The following is a 25770-nucleotide window of genomic DNA, read 5'->3' as shown; positions in this document are numbered from 1 at the left end:
TGGGGTCATTTTTTGGGTTCTTCGGATTTTGCTTCGGTTGGGGCTGGGACTACTTCCTCGGCCTTGGCTTCCTGCGCTTTGGCGCCGGCGGCTTCCAGTAGTTTGACAATATTGTCGCGGCCCAGTCTTTTGGCTTTGTCGAGGACTTTGACCCCTTGGGCGTCGGCGGCATTGACGTTGGCGCCGGCGGCAATCAACACAGCGACCAGATCCGGGTTGCCGAACATGACAGCATCCGTTAGCGCGGTGGCGCCGAGTTTGTCGGCCAGATTGACGTCGGCGCCGTAAGCCAGCAGGGTTTTGACGATTCTGATGTTGCCGTTGAAACTGGCGGCCATCAACGCGGTACGGTCTTGGTCGATTTTGCCGTTGGCATCCAGGCCCTGGGCCAACAACGATTCGACCCGTTCGATTTTGCCGGCGGCGGCAGCGGCGAACAGATCTTTGGCATCTTCGGCAAACGCCGCCAAGGGCAAGGCCAGCAGGGCCGCGCCCCAAAATCTGCGGATGTTCATGGGATTGCTTGCGTTTGGCTACCAGTTGGGTTGAAATAAACGAAAGTCCGATTTACATGATCCATCAATGAGCGAAAAAAACAAAGTTTTAGTTGAAGCGCAACCTTACTACGTCGAGGCGCAATCCTCGCCGGAACAGAACCGTTACGTGTTCGCTTACACCGTTACGATTACCAACGTCGGCTCCACGCCGGCCAAGCTGCTGACCCGGCATTGGCTGATCACCGATGCCAACGGTAAGATCCAGGAGGTCAACGGCGAAGGCGTGGTCGGCGAACATCCGCATTTGAATCCGGGCGATTCGTTCCGCTACACCAGCGCCGCGATGATCGAAACTCCGGTCGGCGTGATGCAGGGCAAATACCAGATGCAAGCCGACACCGGCGAAAGTTTCAACGCAGCCATCCCTAAATTCACCCTGTCGATCCCCCGCACCCTGCACTAATGGCAGTTTATGCAATTGGTGATATCCAGGGCTGCTACGACGAATTCCGCAGGTTACTGGACCAGATAGACTTCGATCCGGGCCGCGACCGCTTATGGTTGGCCGGCGACCTGGTCAATCGCGGCCCCAAGTCGCTGGAAACGCTGCGTTTCGTCAAAGGCCTCGGCGAGTCGGCGATTACCGTTCTGGGCAACCATGACCTGCACCTGATCGCAACCGTGGTGTCTTTGAGCAAGGCCGGCAAAAAGGACACCTTGGGTGCGGTGTTGCGGGCCGAGGATTGCGACGAGCTGATCCACTGGCTGCGCCACCAGCGTTTGTTTTACCGCGACGGCGATTATTGCATGCTGCATGCCGGCCTGCCGCCGCAATGGGATTTGGCGACAACCGAGCAGATGGCGCGCGAGACCGAGCAAGCCATGCAGGGCGGCGATTACGAGCGGTTTTTCCGCTCGATGTACGGCAACAAGCCTTTGCTTTGGCGGGACGATTTGCCGAAGAACGAAAAACTGCGCTTTGCGGTCAACTGCTTTACCCGGCTACGTTATTGCACGCTCGCCGGCGAGCTGGATTTCGGCCAGAAAGGCGCCCCGGGCACGCAGCCCGCGCATTTGCTGCCGTGGTTCCAGGTTCCGGGCCGGAAAAGCCGCGATTTGCGGATCATTTTCGGCCACTGGTCGACCTTGGGCTATTACGAGGGCTACAACTGTTATTCGATCGATACCGGTTGCCTGTGGGGCGGCCAATTGACCGCGTTGCGCCTGGACGATATGCCGCAACGCTTCAGCATCGACTGCCACCCGGTGCAGGATCCGCTGGTTTTCTGAGCGCTTCCTGGTCCGGTTGCTGCGGTTTGCTTTGGCGGAATCCGCGCTTTTAATCCACTCTAAAGGAAATACCACGATGCAAAAAAGATGGCTGTTCGCGACATTTTTGGCGGTGCCGCTGGCGGCGTTCGCTTATACCGGCGAGAACGATTACGGCCAGCCGGTCGACCACAAGCTGGAAAGTCTGACGCAATTGCTGCAACTGACGCCGGAGCAAAAAACCAAACTGGAAGCGATTTTCAGAGAACAGCACGAAAAGTTTCGCGCCATTCACGAAGAGTCGCATAGCCGGATCAAACAGGTATTGAATCCGGAGCAGATGCGGAAAATGGACGAATTGCGTAAGCAACACAAAGAGCGGATGCAGGAAGACGCGCAAAAGTCGGCCCGCTAAACGAAAACGGCCGCTACGGTAGCAAACCGTAGCGGCCGTTCTGCGTGAAATAGCCGTTAAGAGAAATTGCGGCCGTAGAAGATTTCGGCCATCTCGTCCTGCAACATTTCCTGGATTTCCTGCTTCTCGTCCTCGCTGAAATTGCTTTCCTTTTCGAACAGGTAATTTTCCAGCTCGGTTTCCTTCAGCATCATCTTGGTGTGGAAGATGTTCTCCTGATAGACGTTGACGTCGATCATTTGATACAGCTCTTTGGTGCTCTCGGCGATGTAGTTCTGGATCGAGTTGATCTTGTGGTCGATGTAGTGCTTTTGGCCGGAAATATCGCGGGTAAAGCCGCGCACCCGGTAGTCCATGATGACGATGTCGGACTCGAAGCTGTGGATCAGGTAATTCAGCGCTTTCAGCGGTGAAATCTGGCCGCAGGTCGATACGTCGATATCGGCGCGGAAGGTGCAGATATCGGTGTCCGGATGGCTTTCCGGATAGGTGTGCACGGTAATGTGGCTTTTATCCAGATGGGCCAGAATCGTGTCGGGCAGCGGGCCGGGCGATTCGGAATTCATGCCGGCCGGAATCACCGCGCCTTCCGATATCAGCATCGTCACGCTGGCGCCCTGCGGATCGTAATCCTGGTGGGCGATGTTTAGAATCTGGGCGCCGATGATGTTGGCGACGTCCTTCAAGATTTGAGTCAGGCGCTTGGCGTTGTAGGCTTCGTCGATATACTCGATGTAGGCTTTTTCCTGTTCTTTCGGCGCGTAGCAGACATCGTAGATATTGAAACTCAGCGATTTGGTCAGGTTGTTAAACCCGTGTAACTGTAATTTGCTCAAGCGGTCAGCCCTCTATAACTTCAAAATCATGACTTATTTCCACGCCGGCTCTGCCGAGCATAATGGACGCGGAACAGTATTTCTCGGCCGATAGTTTTACCGCCCGCTCCACCGCCGCCGCCGGCAGGTTCTTGCCGGTTACCTTGAAATGCAGATGGATTTTGGTGAATACCGCCGGGACGCTGTCGGCCCGTTCCGCGGTCAGTTCCGCCGTGCAATCGACGATGTCGTGGCGGCCTTTTTGCAGAATATCGATCACATCGAACGACGAACAACCGCCTACGCCCAACAGCAGCATTTCCATCGGCCGGACGCCGAGATTGCGGCCGCCATGGTCCGGCGGCCCGTCCATCACGACGGTGTGGCCGCTGCCGGATTCTCCGACGAACAACCGGCCGTCGACCCACTTGATCGTTGCCTGCATAATCAATCCTAACCAAAAACAAAATTGGCGCGGATTTTACAACGAACCTGTCAAATGTCTTGATTTTTTTCTAAAACTACTGCACCTTGGTAAAGTACTCAAACTAGTTCACAAAATTATTACAACTTATGAGCTTTGTTAAACAAAACAAAATATCTCCCGCCGCCCTGGATGCCTTTCTGCGTTTCTGCCACGTTAGAAGTTATCCGGCCAAAATAACCATCGTTCGCCCGGGTGACATCGGCGATAAATTGTTGTTCGTTGTCGACGGTTCGGTAAGTGTGAGCGTTGAGGACGAAGAAGGCCGCGAACTGATATTGGCGTATTTGAATAAGCACGATTTCGTCGGCGAGATCGGCGTGTTCAAAAACGCCGAAACCCGCAGCGTATCGGTAAAAACCCGGACCAAATGCCAGATGGCCGAAATCGGCTACGAGCGTTTCAAGCTGCTGTTGAACACCGACTTGCGCGATCATGCCGTGGAAATTTTGACGGTACTGGGCGAACAACTCTCGACCCGGCTGTTGATCACCAGCCGCAAATACCGCGATTTGGCATTCATGGACGTGGAAGGCCGCATTGCCCGGACGTTATTGGATTTGTGCAAGGAACCGGATGCGATTACCCATCCCGACGGCATGCAATTGCATATCACCCGTCAGGAAATCGGCCGTATCGTCGGTTGTTCACGGGAAATGGCCGGACGGGTGTTGAAGGAGCTGGAAGACAAAGGCTTGATTACCGCGCACGGCAAAACCATCGTCGTGTTCGGCACCCGTTAACGCCCGGCCCGGCCGAAACCAACTCGGCACCTGTTAGAGCACTTCCCGTTCCGCCGGATTCCGGCCGGCCGCAACCGAGCGGTCGAGCGGCGAGCCGGGACGCAGTTCTCGGCTCAGGTCGCGTTTTGCAGCGCCACCGCCCCCCGGCTCCGGCAAAACGCGTAAAATACCCCACAAAGTTATCCTTGATTTGGCCCGCCGCCCGCCTCGATACCTGCGGTCCGCAGCCATCGCCCAGCCAAACCGAATTCGTCAGCGAGAGAATTCATGCCAGAAAATACTACGCCCGTTACCGGCCAGGAATGGTTAGGCGCCAAATTCCCGAGTTTGGTCGGCGGCCGGCGCGGCGGATTGCGGCATTGCTTGTTCGCGGCGCTGTTGACCGTCCTGGCGTTACTGGTGCGGCTCGGATGGGCTCCGGCCAGTGCCGAATTGCAGCATTTGACTTTCTTTCCCGCTGTGGTGGTTGCCGCCGCGGTTGGCGGTTACCGGGCCGGCTTGCTAGCCACCGGCCTCGGCGCGCTGGCGGCAACTTATTTTTTCACGCCGCCTTATTTTGCGATTACGGCAGATAACCTGCGTTTATCGTTTTGGGCCAATTCGGTGTTTGCGTTCGACGGCATCGTGGTTTCGTTGGCGATCGAGGCCATGCACCGCTACCGCGATCGCTACAGGAGCGAGCTGGTGCAATCCGAAGCCGCCCTGGCCGCGCTGAACGAAAGCCAAGGCCGTTTCCGCTCGTTATTCGAACAAATGCCGGACCCGGCCTGGCTTATTCGCGACGAACACTTCGTCGAAGCCAACGCCGCGGCCTTACGTGCGCTCGGCTTAAGCAGCAAACCGGAGCTGTTGCACCTGCACCCGGTGGATATTTCGCCGGAATTCCAGCCCGACGGCGAGGCTTCGGCGCGCAAAGCTGCCAAACAGTTCGAGATCGTGCGCCGGTCCGGCATTCACCGGTTCAACTGGACGCACAAGCGGCTAGACGGAACCCTGTTGCCGGTGGAAGTGACCTTGACTCAGATTCAGTGGGACGGTCGGCCGGCGATGTATTCGGTCTGGCGCGACATGGGCGACAGCCAACGCGCCGCCGAGAATCTGCGCCGGGCCAAACAGTTGATGGAATCGGTCATCCAGAACATTCCGGCGGTCGTGTTTCTGAAGCGGGCCGACGATCTACGCTTCGAATTGTTCAACCGGGCCGGCGAAGAATTGTTGGGCTATCGCGCCGAACAGGTATTGGGAAAAACCGATGCCGACCTGTTTCCGCCGCAACAGGCGGATCTGTTTGCCGATAGCGACCGCCAGGCTTTGGCGGCAGCCGAAACGCTGGATATCCCGGAGTCGGTGGTGGCGACGGCGCAGGGCGAATTGCGTTGCCTGTACGTCCGAAAAACGGCTTTGCGCGACGCGGCCGGCAATGCCACGCATCTGCTCGGCATTGCCATCGACATCACCGAGCGGAAACAAGCCGAAGAAGAGATGCGGATCGCCGCAGTCACGTTCGAGACCGACGCGGCGATCATGATCAGCGATCCCGGCGGCAATATTTTGCGGGTCAATAACGCTTTTCAGAAAATCACCGGTTACAGTGCCGAGGAAGTCGCCGGCAAGAACCCGAGCATCCTCAGTTCCGGCCGGCACGATAACGTGTTCTACAGCGAAATGTGGTCGCGGCTGCTGGAAACCGGTACCTGGGCCGGCGAGATTTGGGACCGGCGCAAAAGCGGCCAAATTTACCCGAAGTGGCTGACGATTACCGCCGTGAAGAACCCGGCCGGCGCAACCACCGGGTACGTGGCGATCTTTACCGACATTACCGAACGCAAACGCGCCGAAGCCGAGATTCGCAATCTGGCGTTCTACGATCCGTTGACCAAGCTGCCCAACCGGCGCCTGTTGCTGGACCGCTTCAACCAGGCCTTGGCCAATTCGGCCCGCAGCAGGCAATACGGCGCCGTACTGTTCCTGGACATGGATAAATTCAAGATGTTGAACGATACCTTGGGCCACGATTATGGCGACTTGATGCTGATCGAGGTCGCCAAACGCATCGGTTTTGTCGTGCGCGGCAGCGACATCGTGGCCCGGTTGGGAGGCGACGAGTTCGTGGTATTGATCGAAGAGTTGGGCGAAGACCCGTTGCAGGCGTCGAACAAGCTGATTGCGGTCGCCGAAAAAATCCGGGCGGCGCTGGCGGTGGCTTACCACATCGAGAACCATGTTTACCACAGCTCGCCGAGCATCGGTGTATCCCTGTTTTGCGGCGACGGCTTGTCGACCGGCGACATTCTGAAGCGGGCCGATATCGCGATGTACCAAGCCAAAAACTCCGGGCGCAACACGGTACGGTTTTACGACCCGGAAATGCAGCAGGCGCTGGAAACCCGCGCCGCATTGGAGGCCGATCTGCGCCAGGCGCTGGCCGAAGGCCAATTGCACTTGTATTACCAAATCCAGATCGACAGTAACGGCAAGCCCTTAGGCGCCGAAGCGCTGATCCGCTGGTTGCACCCGCAACGCGGCATGGTCTCGCCGGCCCAATTCATTCCGGTGGCGGAAGAGAGTTCGCTGATTCTGGAGATCGGCGCCTGGGTGCTGGACACGGCATGCCGGCAATTGGCGGCATGGCAGCAGCAGGAAGCAACCCGCGGCCTGCTGTTGGCGATCAATGTCAGCGCCCACCAGTTTCGCCAGCCGGACTTCGTCGATGCGGTCAGCACGGCGATTTCGGCCCATAACATCAATGTCGACCGCTTGAAACTGGAGCTGACCGAAAGCGTCATCGTCGACGACGTCGGCGAAGTCGTCGCCAAAATGCACCGGCTCAAAGCGTTGGGCGTGCGCTTGTCGCTGGACGATTTCGGCACCGGTTATTCGTCGTTGTCGTATTTGAAACAGATGCCGCTAGACCAATTGAAAATCGACCAAAGTTTTGTCCGCGATGTCGTATCCGACCCGAACGACGCCGTGCTGGTAAAAACCATCATCGATATGGCCAACAATTTTCGCTTCAACGTGATCGCCGAAGGCGTGGAAACCGCCGCGCAACATGCATTTTTGAAAGATAACCGCTGCGCGGCGTTTCAAGGCTATTTGTTCGGCAAACCGCTGCCGATAGCCGAATTCAAAATCCTGCTCGATTCGCTGCCGGCTTAAGCCGGCGTCCGGCTCCGAAGCGGAGCCTTATTTGCGGAAAACCTGCCGAAACAACTCTTGCATCGCCGCCCAGGATTGGCGGTCGGCATCGGCGTCGTAAGCGATAGGCAGGTTATTGGCCTTGCCCAGCCGGTCGGCATCCGGGTTGGTGAAGCCGTGGCGGACGCCGGGATAATTGACGAAGCGGTAGTCGGCGCCGGCTTTGGTCATTTCGGTTTCGAACGCGGCAATGCTGTCGGCCGTGACGAACTCGTCCGCCGCGCCGTTCAATATCAGAATTTTGGCGTTGACTTTGCCGGCTTGGGCCGGGGTTTTGCTGACCAGATTGCCGTGGAAGCTGACCACAGCGGCCAAGTCGGCACCTTGTCTGGCCATGTTCAATACCGTGGCGCCGCCGAAGCAATAGCCGATTGCGGCGATTTTGCCCGGATCGACGCTCGGCTGCCGCTTCAGGAATGCCTCGGCGGCGGCAAAACGCTGTTCGGAAACGCCGGCCCGCTCGACGACGCTGGCCATGAACGCCGAAGCTTCGGCCGCGTGTTCGCTGAATTTGCCGTCGCCGTACATATCCACGGCCAGTGCGGTATAGCCCAGTTCCGCCAGCATTTTCGCGCGCTGCTTGGCGTAGTCGTTCAATCCCCACCATTCGTGCACGACCAGCACGCCGGGTTGTTTCTCGCCCTTGGCGTCGTCCCAAGCCAGATAGCCCTTGAATGTGGTGCCGCCGGCCTGGTAGCTGACGCTCTGTTCGTGCAGCGCGGCTTGTAGCCCGGAACTGAAAAACAAAGCCAAAAACAATAAGCGGGATATCATGTAACTCTCCTGTTAGCGTAAAAACGCTTACGGTTACACCGCTAACGGATAATGTCAATCGGCTGGCGGAGGTTGCCGCCGCCGCGGTTCGGCTCCGAGCAAAGGTAATGAGGCGATGCTATGAAACAAAGCGGCTCGCGCCCGGTGTGGCGGCAAATTCCCGGCAGCGTTTGGGCTTTGGGTTGCGTCAGCATGTTGATGGATATTTCGTCGGAGATGATCCACAGCCTGTTGCCGTTGTTCATGGCGACGGTATTGCACGCCAGCAGCCTCAGTATCGGCTTGATTGAAGGGGCGGCCGAAGCTACCGCACTGATCGTCAAGGTATTTTCCGGCACGCTCAGCGATTATCTGGGCAAGCGTAAGAGCTTGGCCTTGCTGGGCTACAGCCTCGGCGCGCTGACCAAGCCGTTGTTTGCGGTGGCTGCCAGCGTCGATATGGTGTTGAGCGCGCGCTTGTTGGACCGGGTCGGCAAGGGTATGCGCGGCGCACCGCGCGATGCGTTGGTGGCCGACGTGACGCCGGTCGAAATACGCGGTGCGGCTTTCGGGTTGCGGCAGTCGTTGGATACGGTCGGCTCGTTCCTGGGGCCGCTGCTGGCGGTAGGCTTGATGCTGGCCTGGGCCAACGATTTCCGGGCGGTGTTCTGGGTGGCGGTGATCCCCGCCGCACTTTCGGTGGCGATGCTGTTTTTCGGCGTCCAAGAACCGGCCAACCTGGCGCGTGCCAAACGCGGCAATCCGATCCGCCGCCGCAATTTGCGGCGCCTGGGCCGGGAATACTGGTGGGTGGTGATGGTTGGCGCCGTATTTACTCTGGCCCGCTTCAGCGAAGCGTTTTTGGTGTTGCGGGCACAGCAGGGCGGCATCGGCATCGCTTGGGTGCCGCTGGTTATGGTGGCAATGAATATTGTCTATTCGGCGACCGCTTACCCGTTCGGACGGCTGTCCGACCGGATGCCGCACCGGACCTTGCTGGCCTGGGGCTTGCTGGTGCTGGTCGGCGCCGATTTGATTTTGGCTGCCAGCGCGCGCTGGGAGGCGATGCTGGCCGGCGTCGGTCTGTGGGGGCTGCATATGGGGATGACGCAGGGCTTGCTGGCGAAAATGGTGGCCGATACCGCACCGGACGATTTGCGCGGTACCGGGTTCGGCTTTTTTAATTTGGTCAGTGGGGTAGCAATGCTTCTGGCCAGTGTGCTGGCCGGGCTGTTGTGGGACCGGGCCGGCGCAGCGGCGACATTTCATGCCGGGGCCGGCTTTTGCCTGTTGGCGCTGGCATTGTTGCTGGTGCGGCGCATGGGTGGGCGCGAGCGTTAAAGCGGCGGGGCGTCGCTGTAAATAGGAAAACCCTGAAATGTTTTGCAAAACAGGAGTGGTTTTGTAAGTTAATGCCTACAGGTTTTGCCAAGAAGCGATGTGTTCTATCGACCGTTCGCCGTCTTCCCTCTCCACGAACCGCAAGTTTGAACCACCGTTTTCTCCTGACGATGAGGTCAGCTTCGACTATCTGTTGACCGGGTTGGTGGCGTCGCTCAGCGTCGCCGCCTTGGTCAGCCGACGGCGGTTTGAGCGCAGCTGCCGACATCGTCGGCAAGGTCGGCGTATTTTGCGGCGTACGTCGAAGGCGCCGTTGAGTAACAGCCAGGGCCGGAGCATAGGCGTTTTGGGCGTTTACGACGACATCAAGGCTTTGAAGGGTATCGAAAACGAATTGCGGTTGACCAAGACCATGCTCGAACGCCGCAAAACTGCAATTTTCTTGATTAATCGCGCGGGGTCGTCGGCCGCAGGATCAAGCTGCTGAAGTCGGGGACACACGACGCCGATTTTTACGCGCAAATGTGGGACGGCATCCAGCGCCAAGGCTCCTGGCAAGGCGAAATTTGGAACCGGCGCAAAAACGGCAAGGAGTTCCCGGAATGGTTGACGATTACCGCCGTCAAAAACGCGGGCGGCGCCGTGACCCATTACGTGCTGGATGCCGGATATCACCGTGCGCAAGACGGTAGAGGACCATCTGCACCATCTGGCCCGCCACGAAGCGTTGACTGACCGCCTGCACCAGGCCATGGCTCAGGCGCGGCGCGACCGCACGCTGCTTACCCAATTGGAACAGCCCGTAGCGGCAGCGTTGGTGGCGGAGAGTATTTTGCAGGTGCTGAGCTGTGCTTTCCTGATTCAAGACCGGGCGCTGGATATTTCCTGCAGCGTCGGCATTGCCCTGTATTCGCGCGACGGTGCCGATACCGCCACGCTGATGAAACATGCCGACAGCGCGATGTACCAAGCCAAATGTGCTGGTCGGGATTGCTTCCGGTTTTACGCCGGCGACGACCGCGCTGAGGATGCGGCCGTTCCCGGCGTGGTTTAACCCGATTGCGGATGCCGGCCGCGGCCGGCCGGCGAGGTGACGGACTGCGCTTATTTGCGGGTGGTGCTGAACGTGTAAGAACGGACGATGCCTTGCGGGTCGAAACGGATCAGCAAGTCTTGCGAGTCGGTCCCGCCGAACAAGGCGTACTTGTAAATGCCGTAGGTCCAGGTCGGTTTGCCGTCTTCCATGCCGGTGCGCCAAGGCGTGCCGAACAGCTCGCTAATATCTTGTTTCCGGGTTTGGCCGATTTTAATTTCCGGCACGTGATTTGCTGCAAACTCCTGGCCGACCGTGAAACAACCGGTCAATTGCGTTGTCGATAAGGCGCTAACCAGCAACAGCGACGTTAACGTTAAAGCGCGCGGATTGAGTTTGACGAAATGGTTTTTCATAAGCATTGCCTTCAGGAAAATTGATGTTTTTAAACTAGCGTTTAACGGTTTATCTTAGCCGTTTCCGGTTGCCACCCGTAAACTTTTTAGCCAGAACCCGGATGCCCAGATGCTGACCCATGCCGATAGTTCCACCCTCGATTGCCTCAGATTCGATAACCGTTTCGTCCGCGAACTGCCGGGCGACGCCGAAACCGATAATTTTCGCCGCCAGGTTTACGGCGCCTGTTACTCGTTGGTGCAGCCGACGCCGGTGAAAAGCCCGCGCTTGGTGGCCTATTCGCCGGAAGTGGCGGCGGAATTGGGGCTTTCGGACCAGGATTGCCTGTCCGAAGATTTTTGCCGGGTTTTTGCCGGCAACCGCTTGGCGGCAGGCATGCAGCCGTTTGCGATGTGTTATGGCGGCCACCAGTTCGGCCATTGGGCTGGGCAGCTCGGCGACGGCCGGGCCATCAACCTCGGCGAAGCGGTCTGTCCGGACGGGCGACGTCGAACCCTGCAATTGAAAGGGGCCGGCCGCACGCCGTATTCGCGTAGCGCCGACGGCCTGGCCGTGTTGCGCTCGTCGATCCGCGAGTTTTTGTGCAGCGAGGCGATGCACCATTTGGGGGTGCCGACCACTCGTGCGCTCAGCGTGGTGCTGACCGGCGAAACCGTGGTGCGGGATATGTTCTACGACGGCAACCCGCAATTGGAGCCGGGCGCCATCGTCTGCCGGGTGGCGCCGTCGTTTACCCGCTTCGGCAATTTCCAGATTTTTACCGCCCGCGACGATTTGGATGCGTTAAAAAAATTGGCGGACTACACGATTCGCAGCGATTTTCCGGAATTGGGCGAGCCGGGGCCGCAGACCTATCTGCGCTGGTTCGAGGAAGTCTGTCGGCTCACCGCCGAAATGGTCGTGCATTGGCAACGGGTCGGTTTCGTGCACGGCGTGATGAACACCGACAATATGTCCATCCTGGGTTTGACCATCGATTACGGGCCTTACGGTTGGCTGGAGAACTACGATCCGGACTGGACGCCGAATACGACCGATGCTCAGGGGCGGCGATACCGCTTCGGCAATCAACCGAAGATCGCCTATTGGAACCTGGTGCAACTGGCCAACGCGATCTACCCGTTGGTCATGCGTGCGGAGTCCTTGCAGCAAGCGCTATCGGTGTTCAGCGAAACCTTCGCGGCCGAGTGGAGCGCTACGACGGCCGCCAAATTGGGGCTGAGCCGTTTCGATCCGGACAAAGACGAAGCGCTGGTCGGCGATTTGTTGCAACTGTTACAAGCTGCCGAAACCGATATGACGCTGTTCTACCGGCAACTGGCCGATCTCGATCCGTATGCTCCGGCCGGCTCGGCAGCCGATTTCGTGGCGATGCTGGAGCGCAACAGCTATGCGCCGTTGGCCGCCGAGTTGCGCGATCGGGCGCTGGCCTGGTTCGGGCAGTATTGCAGCCGCTCGCGGAGCGAGGCTGGCGATCCAGAGGCTAGGCGGCAGCGGATGAATGCGGTGAATCCGAAATATGTGCTGCGCAATTATCTGGCGCAATTGGCGATCGATCAGGCGGAGCAGGGCGATTTCGGTTTGGTGGCGGAATTGTTGGACGTGTTGCGCAACCCGTATAGCGAGCAACCCGGCCGCGAGCGTTTCGCCGAGAAGCGTCCGGATTGGGCCAAACAGCGGGCGGGATGTTCGATGTTGTCTTGCAGTTCTTGACCGCGCGTTCACGGTTTTTTGTAGCGGCTACTGTACTGAGTTGCCGGGCTGGCATACTATTGTGCCTTTTGGTTGAACTTACCCGGAGCGAGGTATGGCTCGAGAAATCGGTATCGTCAAATCAGTGAGCGGCTCGGCCAGGGCCACTGCAGCCGACGGCAGCATAAGGACATTACAAGCGGGCGACAGGGTGTTCGACACCGATGTGCTGGCAACCGCCGCCGGCAGTAGCATTGTCGTTGAGTTGGCAGACGGTTCCAGCGTCGATATGGGCGCTAACGACAGCATGCCGCTCGGCGCCGCGTTGCAGGAGCAATCCCAGGAAGCGGTAGCCGTTGCACCGAATCCGACGCCCGCCGGGCCTTCGGCCGAAGACATTCAAGCGGCCTTGTTGGCTGGCGCCGATCCGACCCAAATCGCCGATCCGACTGCGGCGGGTGCGCCGGGTGCCGGTCCCGCGGGCGGCGGCGTTGCCGGTAACGAAGGCCATGTCCCGGTCAGCGTCGATTATCTGAATCCGGTCGCACCGGTCACTAACGGTTTCGATACCACCGGCCCCAGCGTCGCCTTCAACGATATCGCCCCGGAAGTGTTGCTTTTGAACCCCGGAGCCCTGCCCGGAGAGCCCATTACCGGCGGAAATTTGCCGCCGGTGGCCGGGGATAATAGTATCGGCGGTCAAACGCCGGGGACGCCCGCTGTAGTACTGGGAGTGCACGATGATGACTTCGACCCCGATGGCCCTAAACCGGAGCCTTCGACTATTCAATTAGTCGGCTCGACCGGCCCCGGCCAGCCTCTGGTAGTTGCCGGGGAAGGGGTGTGGAGCGTCGACTCGACGAACGGCAATGTCACCTTTACTCCGGAGCCGGGTTTCCTTGGCAATCCGACACCGATCAAATACACGGTTACGGACAATTTGGGATTGGTCTCCAATCAAGCCACGATCAGCGTCGGCTATATCCCGATCGTGGCAGCGACGAACGCTACGCTGGACGAGACCAGTGGGAGATTGGAAACGACAGGACATTCCGTGTTACTGGAGCCCAATGGTACCGGATCGCTGTCGATCAACGGCCAGGCGCCGGTTTCCGTGACTTTGGCGGCTGCAGGAGCGACTTGGGATGCGGCCAGTAAGACTTTGGAGGCCAGCACCTATCGGATTACGGTGCATGCCGACGGTAGCTACGAGTTTGCGCTGAAAGAAGCATTGCCGCACCCGGGTTTGGCAGACGCCGCTTCGGCGCCGATCCAATACGATATTTCCGCGGTATTGACCGGCGCGAACGGTGCTGTGGCGAATACGGCATTTACTGCAACCGTGTTCGACGACGGTCCGACGGTCGGCGGTCGCAATGGCCAGTTATTACACAATGCCGAAATGAAAGATGCGGCGGGAGAAAGCTTGTCGGGCTTGATTCAATACGATCTCGGCTTCGACGGTTTTGGCAGTAACGGCGGCATCACCCTGGTAAAGCCTACGGCAAATGTAACCTCGTTATCCGACAGCGTATCGTTTACGGTATTGGATACCAACAACGACGGCCTGGACGAATTGTATGCCTACGTCGATAACGGTCCGGCCGGATTCGGCACCGAAGATCGCCTGGTGTTTACGTTGCTGCCTACGCATAACGGCGCTAATGTCGGCGACTATACGTTGACGTTGGAAAGCGTGTTGGATTTGCCGGCGGCGCCGATTATCGACTTGAATTTCGCCGCGGCCGCCGTCGGCCCGCTGGGGAATATTGCGGTTGGCAATTCGCTGCTGATTACCGGCGCCGGCCTGGTGCTCGATAATGGCCATGTCGGCGTCAACGACGGCGTGATGGACAAGGGCGAAAACGTTACCTACCAGTTCGGTACGGTCAATAACTTCGGGGTAGACGCTCCGCAGTTAGTCAATGGCGTCAGGTTGAGCGAAATCAACGTCGGCGGCAGTGCCGACTCGTTCAAGTGGACCGCTTACCGCGAAGGTGCCGAAGTCGGCAGTAAAGCAGTCAGCTACAGCGCGCCTCCCGGTGGGGGAGATGCTCCGGCCATCGTCGTGGACGGCGGTTACGACACTTTAAAAATCGAGGTGATAAGCGGCAGTTTCGAAGTAACCGGGTTGAAGTACTCGAATTTTCCGAATACGCAAACCTTGCCGTTGACCTTCGATTTCGTGGCGACGGATGGCGATGGCGACAGTAAGTCAGGCAGTTTTAGCGTTCAGGTCGGTACCCAGGCTTTGACCCATTTGACCGACACGCTGGCGCCGTTAAACCATCCCGACAGCGTTGTTTCCCATTAACTGCAAAGTTTTCTCGCAATAAAAAACACGGCCGGGGCCGTGTTTTTTATCTGTCTGCCTGGTTGGGGCGTTTAAACTGTGCGACTGCGTTTGCGAAAGCCGAATAGGCCAAGCAATCCGCTACCGAATAACCAAGCCGCCGCCGGTACCGGCACCGCAGTGGTGAAGTAACTCAGTTTTGCCTGCACGAAGGGCGGGAATTGATCGGTCAAGCCGCCCGCAACCAGATTGGCATTGACCGCGCTGGCCAAGTCCAATTTAACTACTATTTGGCCGTCTTGGGTCCAGTCGACCAAATCTTGGTCGCTTAATGCGATCTGCCAACGCCATTCGATCAGGTCGTTTGTATCGTGGGCGTTAATCAGCGTACCGTCTTGGGACAGTACGTCCACTGCGACGCTGTTGCCGTCTTCAATCTGCACCAAAATACTCTCGGTCGAGGATGTCAGACCATAATCGCCGCGCGCGTGCAATGAAAATACGCCTTCGGCCAGTGCCGCCAACGGTGCGTTTTCGATAGTGAACGTGAAATTCTCGCCGTCAATGGTCTGCCAGTACATGGGCGACGTGTAAACCACTTCCTGCAAAGCGGCTTTTGCCTGCAAGCCCGTTGTTGCCAGAGCCAGCAGCGTGAATAGTTTTATTAGGCCTTTACCCATCGCAATTTCCCTAAATTTTGAACCAACGCAAATTCTAAGGCATGCCGGCTTGCGAATCCACTGTACTTTTGGGGCGGGTCGGCTAAAAAACGGCGGCGGCAACGAGTCTTGCCGCTTCGCCGATTGGCTCGGAAAGGTACGGCCTGAGCCAGTTGTCCGGCGGTTCCGCCGCGTAAAAAACACATGCTCAAACCGGCCTTTTCGGGTATCCTTTTCAGGCTATTTCCATGTTTCCTAGGTTCCGTAATGACCAACAACACCGACATTGCCGCCAAATACGATATTGATCCCGCAGAGACTCAAGAATGGATGGAAGCCCTGCAAGCGGTGATCGAAAAGGAAGGCAGCGAACGCGCCAGTTACCTGATCGAAACCCTGCTCAGCACCGCCAGACAAGCCGGACTGGATATTCCCTTCTCCGCCAATACGCCTTACATCAATACGATTCCGGTCGATAAGCAACCCAAATTTCCCGGCAATACCGACATCGAACGTACCATTCGGTCTTACGTGCGTTGGAATGCGATGATGATGGTGCTGCGGGCCAATAAGCACACCAATGTCGGCGGCCATATCGCCAGTTTCGCCTCGGCCATTACTTTGTACGACGTCGGCCAGAACCATTTCTGGAACGCTGCCTCCGACAAGCACGGCGGCGACTTGATTTTCTCGCAAGGCCATTCGGCACCCGGAACCTACGCTCAGGCGTTCTTGCTCGGCCGGTTGAGCGAAGCGCAAATGGATAATTTCCGCCAGGAAGTCGGCGGCAACGGTCTGTCCTCTTATCCGCATCCTTGGCTGATGCCGGATTTCTGGCAATTCCCGACCGTATCGATGGGCTTGGGCCCGATCATGGCGATTTACCAAGCCCGTTTCATGCGTTACATGCAGGATCGCGGCATGGCCAATACCGAAGGCCGCAAAGTCTGGGCCTTCCTCGGCGACGGCGAATGCGACGAACCGGAAACCTTGGGCGCGATCGGCATGGCCGGCCGCGAGAAGCTGGACAATCTGATTTTCGTCATCAATTGCAACCTGCAACGCCTGGACGGCCCGGTGCGCGGCAATAGCAAGATCATCCAGGAACTGGAAAGCAATTTCCGCGGCGCCAACTGGAACGTCATCAAAGTCATCTGGGGTCGGCGCTGGGACGCGATTCTGGCGCGCGACAAAGACGGCCTGGTGGTCAAGCGGATGATGGAATGCGTCGACGGCGACTACCAAACCTTCAAATCCAAAGACGGCGCCTATGTGCGCGAGCATTTCTTCAACACGCCGGAACTGAAGGAGCTGGTCAAGGATTACACCGACCGCGACATCTGGGAATTGAACCGCGGCGGCCACGATCCGATCAAGGTGTTCGCGGCCTATAACGCGGCGGCAAACCATCAAGGCCAGCCGACCGTAATTCTGGCCAAGACCATCAAAGGTTACGGCATGGGCGATTCCGGCCAGGCGCAAAACACCAGCCATCAACAGAAAAAAATGAGTCTGGAGTCGATCAAGGGCATCCGCGACCGTTACCAACTGCCGATCAGCGACGAAGACCTGCCTAACCTGCCTTATATCCGCCTCGCGGAAGACTCCGAAGAACTGAAATACCTACGCCAGCGCCGCGCCGATCTGGGCGGTTATTTGCCGGCCCGCCGAGCCAAATCCTATTCGCTGGAAATTCCGGCGCTGTCGGCATTCAAAGCCTTGCTGGACGGTACCGGCGAAGGCCACGAGATCTCGACGACGATGGCCTTTGTCCGCATCCTGAACACCCTGGTTAAGGACAAGCAAATCGGCAAACGCGTCGTGCCTATCGTGCCGGACGAGTCGCGTACCTTCGGTATGGAAGGCATGTTCCGCCAACTGGGGATTTGGTCGCAGGTCGGCCAACTTTATACGCCGCAGGATGCCGAGCAGTTGATGTTCTACAAGGAAGACAAGCACGGCCAGGTATTGCAGGAAGGCATTAACGAAGCCGGCGGCCTGTGCGATTGGATTGCGGCCGGCACCGCCTATTCGACGCACGGCACGCCGATGATTCCGTTCTTCATCTACTACTCGATGTTCGGTTTCCAGCGGGTTGCCGATTTGATTTGGGCCGCCGCCGACCAGCGCACCCGCGGCTTCCTGCTCGGTGGTACCGCCGGCCGCACGACACTGAACGGCGAAGGTTTGCAGCACGAGGACGGCCACAGCCATCTGATTTCCGCCACGGTGCCGAACTGCTATTCCTACGATCCCACCTTCGCCTGCGAACTGGCGGTGATCATCCACGACGGCCTGCGCCGGATGTATGTCGAGCAGGAAGATATCTTCTATTACATCACCCTGATGAACGAAAACTACGACCAGCCTGCCTTGGTCGAGGGCTCGGAGGCCGACATTCTGAAAGGCATGTACTTGTTCCGGAAAGGTCATAAGGGCAACAAACCTCGCGTGCAATTGCTGGGCTCCGGCACCATTTTCATCGAAGTGATTTTTGCGGCGCAATTGCTGCACGACGATTGGGGGGTCGATGCCGATCTGTGGAGTTGCCCCAGTTTTACCGAGCTGGCCCGCGACGGCCAAAGCTGCGAGCGCTGGAACCGGTTGCATCCGACCGAGAAGCCGCGTACCACACACGTCGAACGTTGCCTGGAAGATGCCAAAGGGCCGGTTATCGCCGCTACCGACTATATGCGCGCCTTTGCCGAACAGATTCGGCCCTGGGTGAAAAATCCCTACACGGTTCTGGGTACCGACGGTTTCGGCCGCTCCGATACTCGGGCTAACCTGCGCAAATTCTTCGAAGTCGACCGCTACCACGTGACTGTCGCCGCGTTGCAAGCGCTGGCGCAGGCCGGCGAATTCGAAGCCGCCAAAGTCGACGTGGCGATAGCCAAATACGGTATCGACCCCGACGCCAGCGCTCCTTGGTTGATTTAACGGCTGAATTAACGGAAAACGATAGATGAGTTCTTTAGTTGAAGTAAAAGTCCCCGACGTCGGCAACGTGCCGGAAATCGATATCGTCGAAGTCTTGGTCCAGCCCGGCGATGTGGTGGCGATCGAACAGACATTGGCTGTGATGGAAACCGACAAGGCGACGATGGACTTACCGTCCAGCGCCGCCGGCATCGTCAAAAGCGTGCATATCAAACCGGGCGACAAAGTGGCGGAAGGCACTTTGATCGTCACCGTCGAAGTCGGAGAAGCGGCTGCGGCACCGGCGGCGCAAGCGGCTGCTCCTGCGGCGCCAGCTCCGGTTGAGCCCGAACCCGCTGCGCCGGCACCGGTTGCCGAGCCGCCGAAAGCGGAGTCGGCCAAAATGGTTGAGGCGGCAGCGACGGCTTCTGTCGCGGCTAGTGGCGAAGGCTTCAAACCTCACGCCACTCCCAGTGTCCGCTTGTTCGCTCGCGAGCTCGGCGTCGATCTGAGTAAAATCCCCAGCGGCAGCGGCCGCAAAGGGCGAATTTTGCAGGAGGACGTCAAAAACTTCGTCAAGCGGGCGATGGCTTCCGCTGCGACGGCCAGCGGCGGGGCCGGCATTCCGGCCATTCCGGCGGTCGATTTCACCCAATTCGGCGAAATCGAAGAAAAGCCTTTGAGCAAAATCAAACGCCTGACCGGGCAAAATCTGACCCGAGTCTGGCTCAATCTACCGCTGGTAACCTACCACGACGAAGTCGCCATCGACGGCATGGAAGAGTTCCGCAAAGCGGTCAACGCCGGCCAAGGCAAAGACGGTATCAAAGTCACCGGCTTGGTCTTCATCATGAAAGCGCTGGTCGCTGCGCTGCAAAAATTTCCGTCCTTCAACAGCTCGCTGTCCCCGGAAGGCGACAAGCTGTTCCTGAAAAAATACTACCATCTCGGTATCGCCGTAGATACGCCGAACGGATTGGTGGTGCCGGTGATTCGCGACGTCGACAAAAAAGGTATCTTTCAGTTGTCGCAAGAATTGGCCGAAGTCAGCGAGCTGGCGCGGCTGGGCAAGTTGAAACCGGCCGACATGCAGGGCGGTTGCATGACCATCTCCAGCCTGGGCGGCATCGGCGGCACCGCATTTACGCCTATCGTCAACGCGCCGGAAGTGGCGATTCTGGGGGTAACCCGCTCCAAGGTGCAGCCGGTTTGGAACGGCAAGGAATTCGAACCCAAACTGATGTTGCCGTTGGATATCACCTACGACCATCGTGTCATCGACGGTGCCGAAGGCGCACGTTTCATGGAAGCGTTGAAAGCCAACTTGGCCGACATCCGCCGGTTATTGCTGTAGTCTTGATCGAAGTCGGTGTGCGCTGGCTGTCAGTCGGCGCACATCGGCCTGCCCCGTTATCGTTGGATCTTGCTAACGGGCTGTTGCCCGCGGCGGCCGAGTTTGTCGCCCCACCCCCGGTATACCGGCACGAACCGAATCAGCGCCGGCCGCGTCGGGTCGTCCCTCTTAATCTTAAATCCTGAATTCCGCAGAGCGGGCGTGAGCGGTCAAGCTTTCGCCCCGCGCCAATACCGAGGCAATTTTCCCTAAATTTTGTGCCCCCGTTGCGGAGCAGTTGATCAGACTGCTACGTTTTTGAAAGTCGTAGACGCCTAGCGGCGAAGAATAGCGAGCGGTGCTGGAGGTCGGCAACACGTGATTGGGGCCGGCACAGTAATCGCCCAGAGCTTCGGCGGTGTAGCGGCCCATGAAGATGGCGCCGGCATTGCGGATTTGTTCTGCCAGAGCCTCCGGCTCTGCGACCGATAACTCCAAATGTTCCGGCGCAATGCGGTTGGCGACTTGAGCGGCTTCGTCCAGATCGGCGACTTTGATAAACGCGCCGCGGCCGGTCAAAGAAGCTTTGATGATGGCGGCGCGCTCCATCTCCGGCAGCAGTTTGTTGATGCTGGCTTCGACCTTTTTCAGAAAGCCGGCATCCGGGCTGATTAGAATCGCCTGGGCGTTTTCGTCGTGTTCGGCTTGCGAGAACAGGTCCATCGCGATCCAGTCCGGATCGGTCTGGCCGTCGCATATCACCAGGATTTCCGACGGACCGGCGATCATGTCGATGCCGACCTGGCCGAACACCAGCTTTTTCGCCGTCGCGACGTAGATGTTGCCGGGGCCGACGATTTTATCGACGGCCGGCACGGTTTCGGTGCCGTACGCCAGCGCGGCGACAGCCTGCGCCCCGCCGATTGTGAATACCCGGTCCACACCGGCGACATAAGCCGCCGCCAGTACCAACGGATTGGTTTCGCCGCCGGGCGTCGGTACTACCATGATCAATTCGCCGACGCCGGCAACTTTGGCCGGAATCGCGTTCATCAGCACCGACGAAGGGTAAGCGGCTTTGCCGCCTGGTACGTAGAGGCCGGCTTTGTCCAGCGGCGTGACTTTCTGCCCAAGCAGTGTGCCGTCCAGCTCGGTGTATTGCCAAGACTGCAATTTTTGATGCTCGGCGTACGCCCGGACCCGATCCGCCGCGGTTTGCAAGGCAATGGCCTGCGTGCTGGGCAGGGTGTCCCAAGCCAGTTTTAACGCTTCCGGCGCCAATTCCAGCTCCTTGCCGCTGCCGAATGCGGTACGGTCGAAACGGTTGGTATATTCCAACAGAGCCCGGTCGCCGCGCTTTTTGACATCGGCGATGATGTCCAGCACGCGTTTATGGATTTCCAAATCGTCGCTGGCGTCCCAATCCAGGCGGGCCTGCAATTGTTTGGCAAAATCGGCGGACGAACTGTCCAGGCGTAACATTTTGATCGCAGCCATGGTGCTTACCTCTGCGCCAGAGTGGTTTCGAATTGGTCTATAAGAGCTTGGATGGCTTGATGTTTCATTTTCATGGCCGCTTTATTCACGACCAGCCGCGAGGTGATGTTGGCGATCAGCTCGCGCGGCTCCAGGCCGTTGGCTTTCAAGGTATTGCCGGTGTCGACCAGGTCGACGATACAATCGGCCAGACCAACCAACGGTGCCAGCTCCATCGAGCCGTACAGTTTGATGATCTCGGCCTGCACGCCCAAATCGGCGAAATAGCGTTGTGCGGTTTTGACGTATTTGGTGGCGACGCGCAAACGGCCTTTGACCGGCGCGGCGCCGACCGGACCGGCCGTCATCAGCCTACAGCCGGCAATGCCCAAATCCAGCGGTTCGTACAGGCTTTCCGCACCGTGCTCCAGCAACACGTCCTTGCCGGCGATGCCGAGGTCGGCGGCGCCGTATTCGACGAAGGTCGGCACGTCGGTGGCGCGGATGATGACCAATTGCACGTCGTCGCGGGTGGTTTGCAGGATCAATTTCCGGCTTTTGTCCGGATCGTCGATAGGCGTAATGCCGGCTTGTTGCAAAAACGGCAGGGCTTCTTCGTAAATTCGGCCTTTGGATACGGCGATGGTTAACATGGCTCGGCGATAAGTTTTAGTTGGGAACGCGGCGAATGGTAGCGCCCAATTGCGACAGTTTTTCTTCGATGTGGTCGTAACCGCGGTCGATATGGTAAATCCTATCCACCAGGGTTTCGCCTTCCGCAATCAGGCCGGCCAGCACCAGGCTGGCGGAGGCCCGTAAGTCGGTGGCCATGACCGGCGCCGCTTTCAGGCCTTCGTTGCCGGTACAAATTGCGGTATTCGATTCCAGTTTGATTTGCGCGCCCATGCGTTGCAATTCCTGCACGTGCATGAAGCGGTTTTCGAATACGGTTTCGGTGATCAGGCCGACGCCTTCGGCGACCGAATTCAACGCAGTAAATTGGGCCTGCATGTCGGTCGGGAAAGCCGGGTACGGTGCAGTGCGGACCGTGACCGCTTTCGGCCGTTTGCCGTGCATGTTCAATTCGATCCAGTTCTCGCCGCAGGTGATGTCGGCGCCGGCTTCCTTCAACTTGGCCAGTACGGCGTCCAGCGTGTTCGGGTCGGTATTTTTCAAACGGACATGGCCGCGGGTGATCGCGCCGGCGACCAGATAAGTGCCGGTTTCGATCCTGTCCGGCAGGATGTCGTAGTGCAGGCCGGGAACGCCGAGCTTTTCGACGCCTTCGACGGTCAGAATATCGGTGCCGACGCCCCTGATTTTGGCGCCCATTTTATTCAGAAAATGCGCCAGATCGGTGACTTCCGGTTCTTTTGCGGCATTTTCGATGATGGTAATACCGTCCGCCAGCGTGGCGGCCATCAATATGTTCTCGGTACCGGTCACGGTGATCTTATCCAGCACCAGCCGGCAGCCTTTCAGCCGCGAGGCTTTGGCGTGAATGTAGCCGGCTTCGACGGTAATGTCGGCGCCCATCTTGATCAGCGAGTCGATATGGATGTCGACCGGCCGGGTGCCGATGGCGCAGCCGCCCGGCAGCGACACGTAGGCCTCGCCGAAGCGGGCCAGCAGCGGACCCAGCACCAGGATCGAGGCGCGCATGGTTTTCACCAGTTCGTAAGGCGCTTCGTATTTGTGGATGGTGCTGGTGTCGACTTCGATGTTCATTCTTTCGTCGACGGTCAGGCCCACGCCCATTTGGCCGAGCAGTTCCATCGTCGTGGTGATGTCGTGCAGATGCGGGATGTTGCCGACGCTGACCGGTACTTCGGACAGTAGCGTTGCAGCCAGAATCGGCAGTGCGGCGTTTTTGGCGCCGGAAATGCGTAGCTCGCCCTGTAAGGGTTGGCCGCCGGTAATCAGTAATTTATCCATGAATGCTCTCGGGTAAGTGGGGCAGAACGCACGCCTAAGGCGTGCGGTTTGCAAAATATTCGGTTTCGTCGAAGCCGCTGAGTTTGGCCAATGCCAACAATTGGGCCGGAACGTTTTTGAAAGACAGTTTGACGCGGTTGCTGCGGGCCTGTTTGATCCATTCGATCATCAGCGCCAAGCCGGCGCTGTCGGTAGTGCCGACGTTGGCCAGGTCGATGCAGATGCTGTCCATGCCTTTCAGAAAATTGAAGGATTTCAACGACTGCTTGTCGATGCTGGCAAAGGTCAAATTGCCTTCCACGGTGTAATGGCCTGGCGCTTGCTCGGTTACGGTCAGTTTCGGCATTTATTTGCCTTCCGCCTTGTTCAGCATGAATTTGCCTATCATTTCCTCGAGGACGATGGCCGAGCTGGTGATGTCCAGTTTGCTTTTGTCGTGCAAATACTCTTCCGACGAACCGGGGTCGATGCTGATGTACTGTTCGCCCAGCAGGCCGGCGGTATAAATGCTGGCGCCGGAGTCCATCGGTATATTGTCGTATTTGGATTCGATGCGCATTTCGACGATGGATTCGTGGCTGTCGCGGTCCAAGCGGATCGACGAAACCCGGCCGATGCGGACGCCGGCGATCGATACCGGCGATTTGACTTTCAGGCCGCCGGAGTTTTGAAAGTGGGCAATCACCGTGTAACTGTCGTCGCTGGTATAACTACCGAGGTTGCTGACTTGCAGGGCCATGTAAAACAACGCGGCAATGCCGGAGGCGACAAAAAATCCGACCAGAGTATCCTGAGTCTTGGAATGCGGCATGTTAAATGTCTCCAAACATGAGTGCGGTTAAGATGAAATCCAGGGCCAGTACCGAAAACGCCGAATTGACCACGGTGCGGGTGGTGGCGCGGCTGACGCCCTCCGAGGTCGGAATGGCGTCGTAGCCTTCGAATAGGGCGATCCAGGAGACGACGAAGCCGAACACGACGCTTTTGATCACGCCGTTGACGATGTCCTCGTGAAAATCGATGCTGGCCTGCATTTGCGCCCAAAATGCGCCGTCGTCGACGCCGAGCATGCCGACGCCGACCAGATGGCCGCCCAGGATGCCGATCGCGCTAAACAACGCCGCCAACAACGGCATCGCCAGAAAACCGGCCAGGAAGCGCGGCGATATGATGCGGTTGATCGGGTCGACGGCCATCATTTCCATGCCGGACAGTTGCTCGGTGGCTTTCATTAGGCCGATCTCGGCGGTCAGTGCCGAGCCGGCGCGGCCGGCGAACAGCAGGGCGGATACCACCGGGCCTAGTTCGCGGACCAGCGATGCGGCGACCATGACTCCGAGCGACTCTTCGGCACCGAAGTCCGACAGAATGTTGAAGCCCTGCAGGCCCAAAACCATGCCGACGAACAGGCCGGAAATAGTGATGATCAGAAATGACAGCACGCCGACCGAGTACATTTGTTTCACTAGCAAATTCGGGCGTGGCACGACCTCGCTTATGCCGGACAAGGTGTGCAGCAGAAAAAAAGTGCCGCGCCCCAGTTTGGCGAAAGCGCTGCGCGTGGTTTTTCCCAGGGATTGCAGTAATTCGAGCATCGCGTTCTCAAATAGGGCTTATTTGCCGGACAACAAGTCGTCCAGATAATCCGGGGCCGGATAGTGGAAGTGCACTGGGCCGTCGGCATAACCGTTCATAAACTGTTCCACCCATTCCGAATCGGAGGCCGCCAATTGTTGCGGAGTACCTTGGCCGACGACGCGGCCGCCGGACAGTACGTAGATGTAGTCGGCGATCGCCGCCGTTTCCTGCACGTCGTGGGAGACGATGATGCTGGTCAAGCCCAGCGTGGTGTTCAGGGCCTTAATCAAATGCACCAGCGCGCCCATCGAGATCGGATCCTGGCCGGTGAACGGTTCGTCGTACATGATCATCATCGGGTCCAGCGCGATGGCCCGGGCCAGAGCTACCCGGCGCGCCATGCCTCCGGACAGTTCGTTCGGCATCAAGCGGTGAGCGCCGCGCAGACCGACTGCGTGCAATTTCATCAGTACCAGCGTGCGGATCATCGATTCCGGCAAATGGGTGTGCTCGCGGAGCGGAAAGGCCACATTGTCGTAAACGTTCATATCGGTCAGCAGGGCGCCGCTTTGGAACAGCATCCCCATCCGTTTACGCAAGTTGTACAAATCCCGCGTCGGCAAGCGGTGGACGTTCAAGCCGTCGACGTGGATCTGGCCGCGCTCCGGCGCCAGTTGTCCGCCGATCAGTTTCAGTAGTGTGGTTTTGCCGGTGCCGCTGGGGCCCATGATCGCGGTGATTTTGCCGCGCTGAATTTCCAGATCGATGCCGTCGAAAATCTTTCTGGCGCCCCTGGAAAAGCTCAAGTTGCTAATCGAAACGAGGTTGCTTTCAGGGCTTGCGCTATTGGCCATCTGCTGTACTTACAGGAGTATCCGGATTGGTAACTGGTTATTTTCTATGACTGGTCGAGAATAAGT

26 protein-coding genes are annotated in these 25770 nt (G+C 58.2%); 13 read left to right on the top strand and 13 right to left on the bottom strand.

Annotated elements, in window-relative coordinates; translation table 11 throughout:
- Nucleotides 1-5: 5 nt before the first annotated feature.
- Nucleotides 6-515 (bottom strand): ankyrin repeat domain-containing protein, encoded by a 510-nt coding sequence (locus MKFW12EY_RS19890; RefSeq protein WP_054760989.1) that lies wholly within the window; start codon nt 513-515, stop codon nt 6-8.
- Between the two features lie 67 nt (nt 516-582).
- Between MKFW12EY_RS19890 and apaG the strand changes: the two genes are divergently transcribed.
- The 3 genes from apaG to MKFW12EY_RS19875 all read left to right on the top strand — a co-directional run bounded on the left by apaG (nt 583) and on the right by MKFW12EY_RS19875 (nt 2181).
- Nucleotides 583-960, top strand: a complete 378-nt coding sequence (gene apaG, locus MKFW12EY_RS19885; protein ID WP_054760987.1) for a Co2+/Mg2+ efflux protein ApaG — start codon at nt 583-585, stop codon at nt 958-960.
- Nucleotides 960-1787 (top strand): symmetrical bis(5'-nucleosyl)-tetraphosphatase, encoded by an 828-nt coding sequence (locus tag MKFW12EY_RS19880; protein ID WP_221053630.1) that lies wholly within the window; start codon nt 960-962, stop codon nt 1785-1787. Before apaG ends, MKFW12EY_RS19880 begins: the two co-directional genes overlap by 1 nt.
- Nucleotides 1788-1863: 76 nt before the next feature.
- Nucleotides 1864-2181 carry a hypothetical protein gene (locus MKFW12EY_RS19875; RefSeq protein WP_054761021.1) on the top strand — a complete coding sequence of 106 codons (318 nt, stop codon included), beginning with the start codon at nt 1864-1866 and terminating at the stop codon, nt 2179-2181.
- Nucleotides 2182-2237: 56 nt separating this feature from the next.
- Here the strand turns inward: MKFW12EY_RS19875 and speD are convergent, their stop codons facing one another.
- A complete protein-coding gene (speD, locus tag MKFW12EY_RS19870) occupies nt 2238-3017 on the bottom strand; it encodes an adenosylmethionine decarboxylase (protein ID WP_140914358.1) in 780 nt (259 codons plus the stop codon).
- A gap of 4 nt (nt 3018-3021) precedes the next feature.
- Complete coding sequence (locus MKFW12EY_RS19865) at nt 3022-3441, bottom strand: OsmC family protein (RefSeq protein WP_054760985.1); 420 nt, start codon at nt 3439-3441, stop codon at nt 3022-3024.
- Between the two features lie 128 nt (nt 3442-3569).
- Between MKFW12EY_RS19865 and crp the strand changes: the two genes are divergently transcribed.
- Both crp and MKFW12EY_RS19855 read left to right on the top strand, forming a co-directional pair.
- Entirely contained in the window at nt 3570-4223 is a 654-nt protein-coding gene (gene crp, locus MKFW12EY_RS19860; RefSeq protein WP_054760982.1) for a cAMP-activated global transcriptional regulator CRP, read from the top strand.
- A 267-nt stretch (nt 4224-4490) separates the two neighbouring features.
- Nucleotides 4491-7382: an EAL domain-containing protein gene (locus MKFW12EY_RS19855; RefSeq protein WP_221053629.1), complete on the top strand. Its 2892-nt coding sequence runs from the start codon at nt 4491-4493 to the stop codon at nt 7380-7382.
- Nucleotides 7383-7409: 27 nt separating this feature from the next.
- On the opposite strand, the gene MKFW12EY_RS19850 is transcribed toward MKFW12EY_RS19855, so the two are convergent.
- Nucleotides 7410-8195: a dienelactone hydrolase family protein gene (locus MKFW12EY_RS19850; protein WP_054760970.1), complete on the bottom strand. Its 786-nt coding sequence runs from the start codon at nt 8193-8195 to the stop codon at nt 7410-7412.
- A 120-nt stretch (nt 8196-8315) separates the two neighbouring features.
- On the opposite strand from MKFW12EY_RS19850, the gene MKFW12EY_RS19845 reads away from it, so the two are divergent.
- From MKFW12EY_RS19845 to MKFW12EY_RS19830, 4 genes are all read left to right on the top strand, one after another.
- Entirely contained in the window at nt 8316-9515 is a 1200-nt protein-coding gene (locus tag MKFW12EY_RS19845) for an MFS transporter (protein ID WP_221053628.1), read from the top strand.
- 97 nt (nt 9516-9612) lie between these two features.
- Nucleotides 9613-10002 (top strand): hypothetical protein, encoded by a 390-nt coding sequence (locus MKFW12EY_RS19840; RefSeq protein WP_157199318.1) that lies wholly within the window; start codon nt 9613-9615, stop codon nt 10000-10002.
- On the top strand, nt 9990-10250 hold the full coding sequence (locus MKFW12EY_RS23335) for a hypothetical protein (RefSeq protein ID WP_157199324.1): 261 nt from the start codon (nt 9990-9992) through the stop codon (nt 10248-10250). Before MKFW12EY_RS19840 ends, MKFW12EY_RS23335 begins: the two co-directional genes overlap by 13 nt.
- Nucleotides 10192-10569, top strand: coding sequence for a diguanylate cyclase domain-containing protein (locus MKFW12EY_RS19830; RefSeq protein WP_221053627.1), 378 nt, complete (start codon nt 10192-10194; stop codon nt 10567-10569). The genes MKFW12EY_RS23335 and MKFW12EY_RS19830 overlap by 59 nt, the downstream gene beginning before the upstream one ends.
- A 50-nt stretch (nt 10570-10619) precedes the next feature.
- Here MKFW12EY_RS19830 and bamE read toward each other — a convergent pair whose 3' ends face one another.
- Complete coding sequence (gene bamE, locus MKFW12EY_RS19825; RefSeq protein WP_054760962.1) at nt 10620-10964, bottom strand: outer membrane protein assembly factor BamE domain-containing protein; 345 nt, start codon at nt 10962-10964, stop codon at nt 10620-10622.
- A gap of 109 nt (nt 10965-11073) precedes the next feature.
- On the opposite strand from bamE, the gene MKFW12EY_RS19820 reads away from it, so the two are divergent.
- Both MKFW12EY_RS19820 and MKFW12EY_RS19815 read left to right on the top strand, forming a co-directional pair.
- Nucleotides 11074-12678, top strand: a complete 1605-nt coding sequence (locus tag MKFW12EY_RS19820) for a protein adenylyltransferase SelO (protein WP_221053626.1) — start codon at nt 11074-11076, stop codon at nt 12676-12678.
- A gap of 94 nt (nt 12679-12772) precedes the next feature.
- Nucleotides 12773-14971 (top strand): retention module-containing protein, encoded by a 2199-nt coding sequence (locus MKFW12EY_RS19815; RefSeq protein WP_221053625.1) that lies wholly within the window; start codon nt 12773-12775, stop codon nt 14969-14971.
- Between the two features lie 71 nt (nt 14972-15042).
- Here the strand turns inward: MKFW12EY_RS19815 and MKFW12EY_RS19810 are convergent, their stop codons facing one another.
- Nucleotides 15043-15630: a VPLPA-CTERM sorting domain-containing protein gene (locus tag MKFW12EY_RS19810; RefSeq protein ID WP_054761361.1), complete on the bottom strand. Its 588-nt coding sequence runs from the start codon at nt 15628-15630 to the stop codon at nt 15043-15045.
- A 246-nt stretch (nt 15631-15876) separates the two neighbouring features.
- Here MKFW12EY_RS19810 and aceE point away from each other — a divergent pair, with 246 nt between their 5' ends.
- Nucleotides 15877-18549, top strand: coding sequence for a pyruvate dehydrogenase (acetyl-transferring), homodimeric type (gene aceE / locus MKFW12EY_RS19805; RefSeq protein ID WP_054761362.1), 2673 nt, complete (start codon nt 15877-15879; stop codon nt 18547-18549).
- Between the two features lie 25 nt (nt 18550-18574).
- On the top strand, nt 18575-19882 hold the full coding sequence (aceF, locus tag MKFW12EY_RS19800; protein WP_221053624.1) for a dihydrolipoyllysine-residue acetyltransferase: 1308 nt from the start codon (nt 18575-18577) through the stop codon (nt 19880-19882).
- A 174-nt stretch (nt 19883-20056) separates the two neighbouring features.
- Here aceF and hisD read toward each other — a convergent pair whose 3' ends face one another.
- The 7 genes from hisD to MKFW12EY_RS19765 are packed head-to-tail and all read right to left on the bottom strand — an operon-like array spanning nt 20057 to nt 25704.
- Nucleotides 20057-21358: a histidinol dehydrogenase gene (hisD, locus tag MKFW12EY_RS19795; protein ID WP_221053623.1), complete on the bottom strand. Its 1302-nt coding sequence runs from the start codon at nt 21356-21358 to the stop codon at nt 20057-20059.
- A gap of 5 nt (nt 21359-21363) precedes the next feature.
- Nucleotides 21364-21990, bottom strand: coding sequence for an ATP phosphoribosyltransferase (gene hisG, locus MKFW12EY_RS19790; protein WP_054761365.1), 627 nt, complete (start codon nt 21988-21990; stop codon nt 21364-21366).
- Nucleotides 21991-22006: 16 nt separating this feature from the next.
- Nucleotides 22007-23272: a UDP-N-acetylglucosamine 1-carboxyvinyltransferase gene (gene murA, locus MKFW12EY_RS19785; RefSeq protein WP_221053622.1), complete on the bottom strand. Its 1266-nt coding sequence runs from the start codon at nt 23270-23272 to the stop codon at nt 22007-22009.
- Between the two features lie 34 nt (nt 23273-23306).
- The gene (locus MKFW12EY_RS19780; protein ID WP_064022951.1) at nt 23307-23618 is read right to left on the bottom strand and encodes an STAS domain-containing protein; all 312 of its coding nucleotides are present in this window, start codon (nt 23616-23618) and stop codon (nt 23307-23309) included.
- Nucleotides 23619-24083 carry an outer membrane lipid asymmetry maintenance protein MlaD gene (gene mlaD / locus MKFW12EY_RS19775; protein WP_054761366.1) on the bottom strand — a complete coding sequence of 155 codons (465 nt, stop codon included), beginning with the start codon at nt 24081-24083 and terminating at the stop codon, nt 23619-23621.
- Nucleotide 24084: 1 nt separating this feature from the next.
- Nucleotides 24085-24867 (bottom strand): lipid asymmetry maintenance ABC transporter permease subunit MlaE, encoded by a 783-nt coding sequence (gene mlaE / locus MKFW12EY_RS19770; protein ID WP_064022949.1) that lies wholly within the window; start codon nt 24865-24867, stop codon nt 24085-24087.
- Nucleotides 24868-24885: 18 nt separating this feature from the next.
- Nucleotides 24886-25704, bottom strand: coding sequence for an ABC transporter ATP-binding protein (locus MKFW12EY_RS19765; RefSeq protein ID WP_064022948.1), 819 nt, complete (start codon nt 25702-25704; stop codon nt 24886-24888).
- Nucleotides 25705-25770 lie beyond the last annotated feature (66 nt).

The organism is Methylomonas koyamae, from assembly GCF_019669905.1.
GTDB lineage: Bacteria > Pseudomonadota > Gammaproteobacteria > Methylococcales > Methylomonadaceae > Methylomonas > Methylomonas koyamae.
The sequence above is the reverse complement of the archived record's forward strand: the minus strand, read 5'-3'. Positions and strand labels throughout refer to the sequence as shown.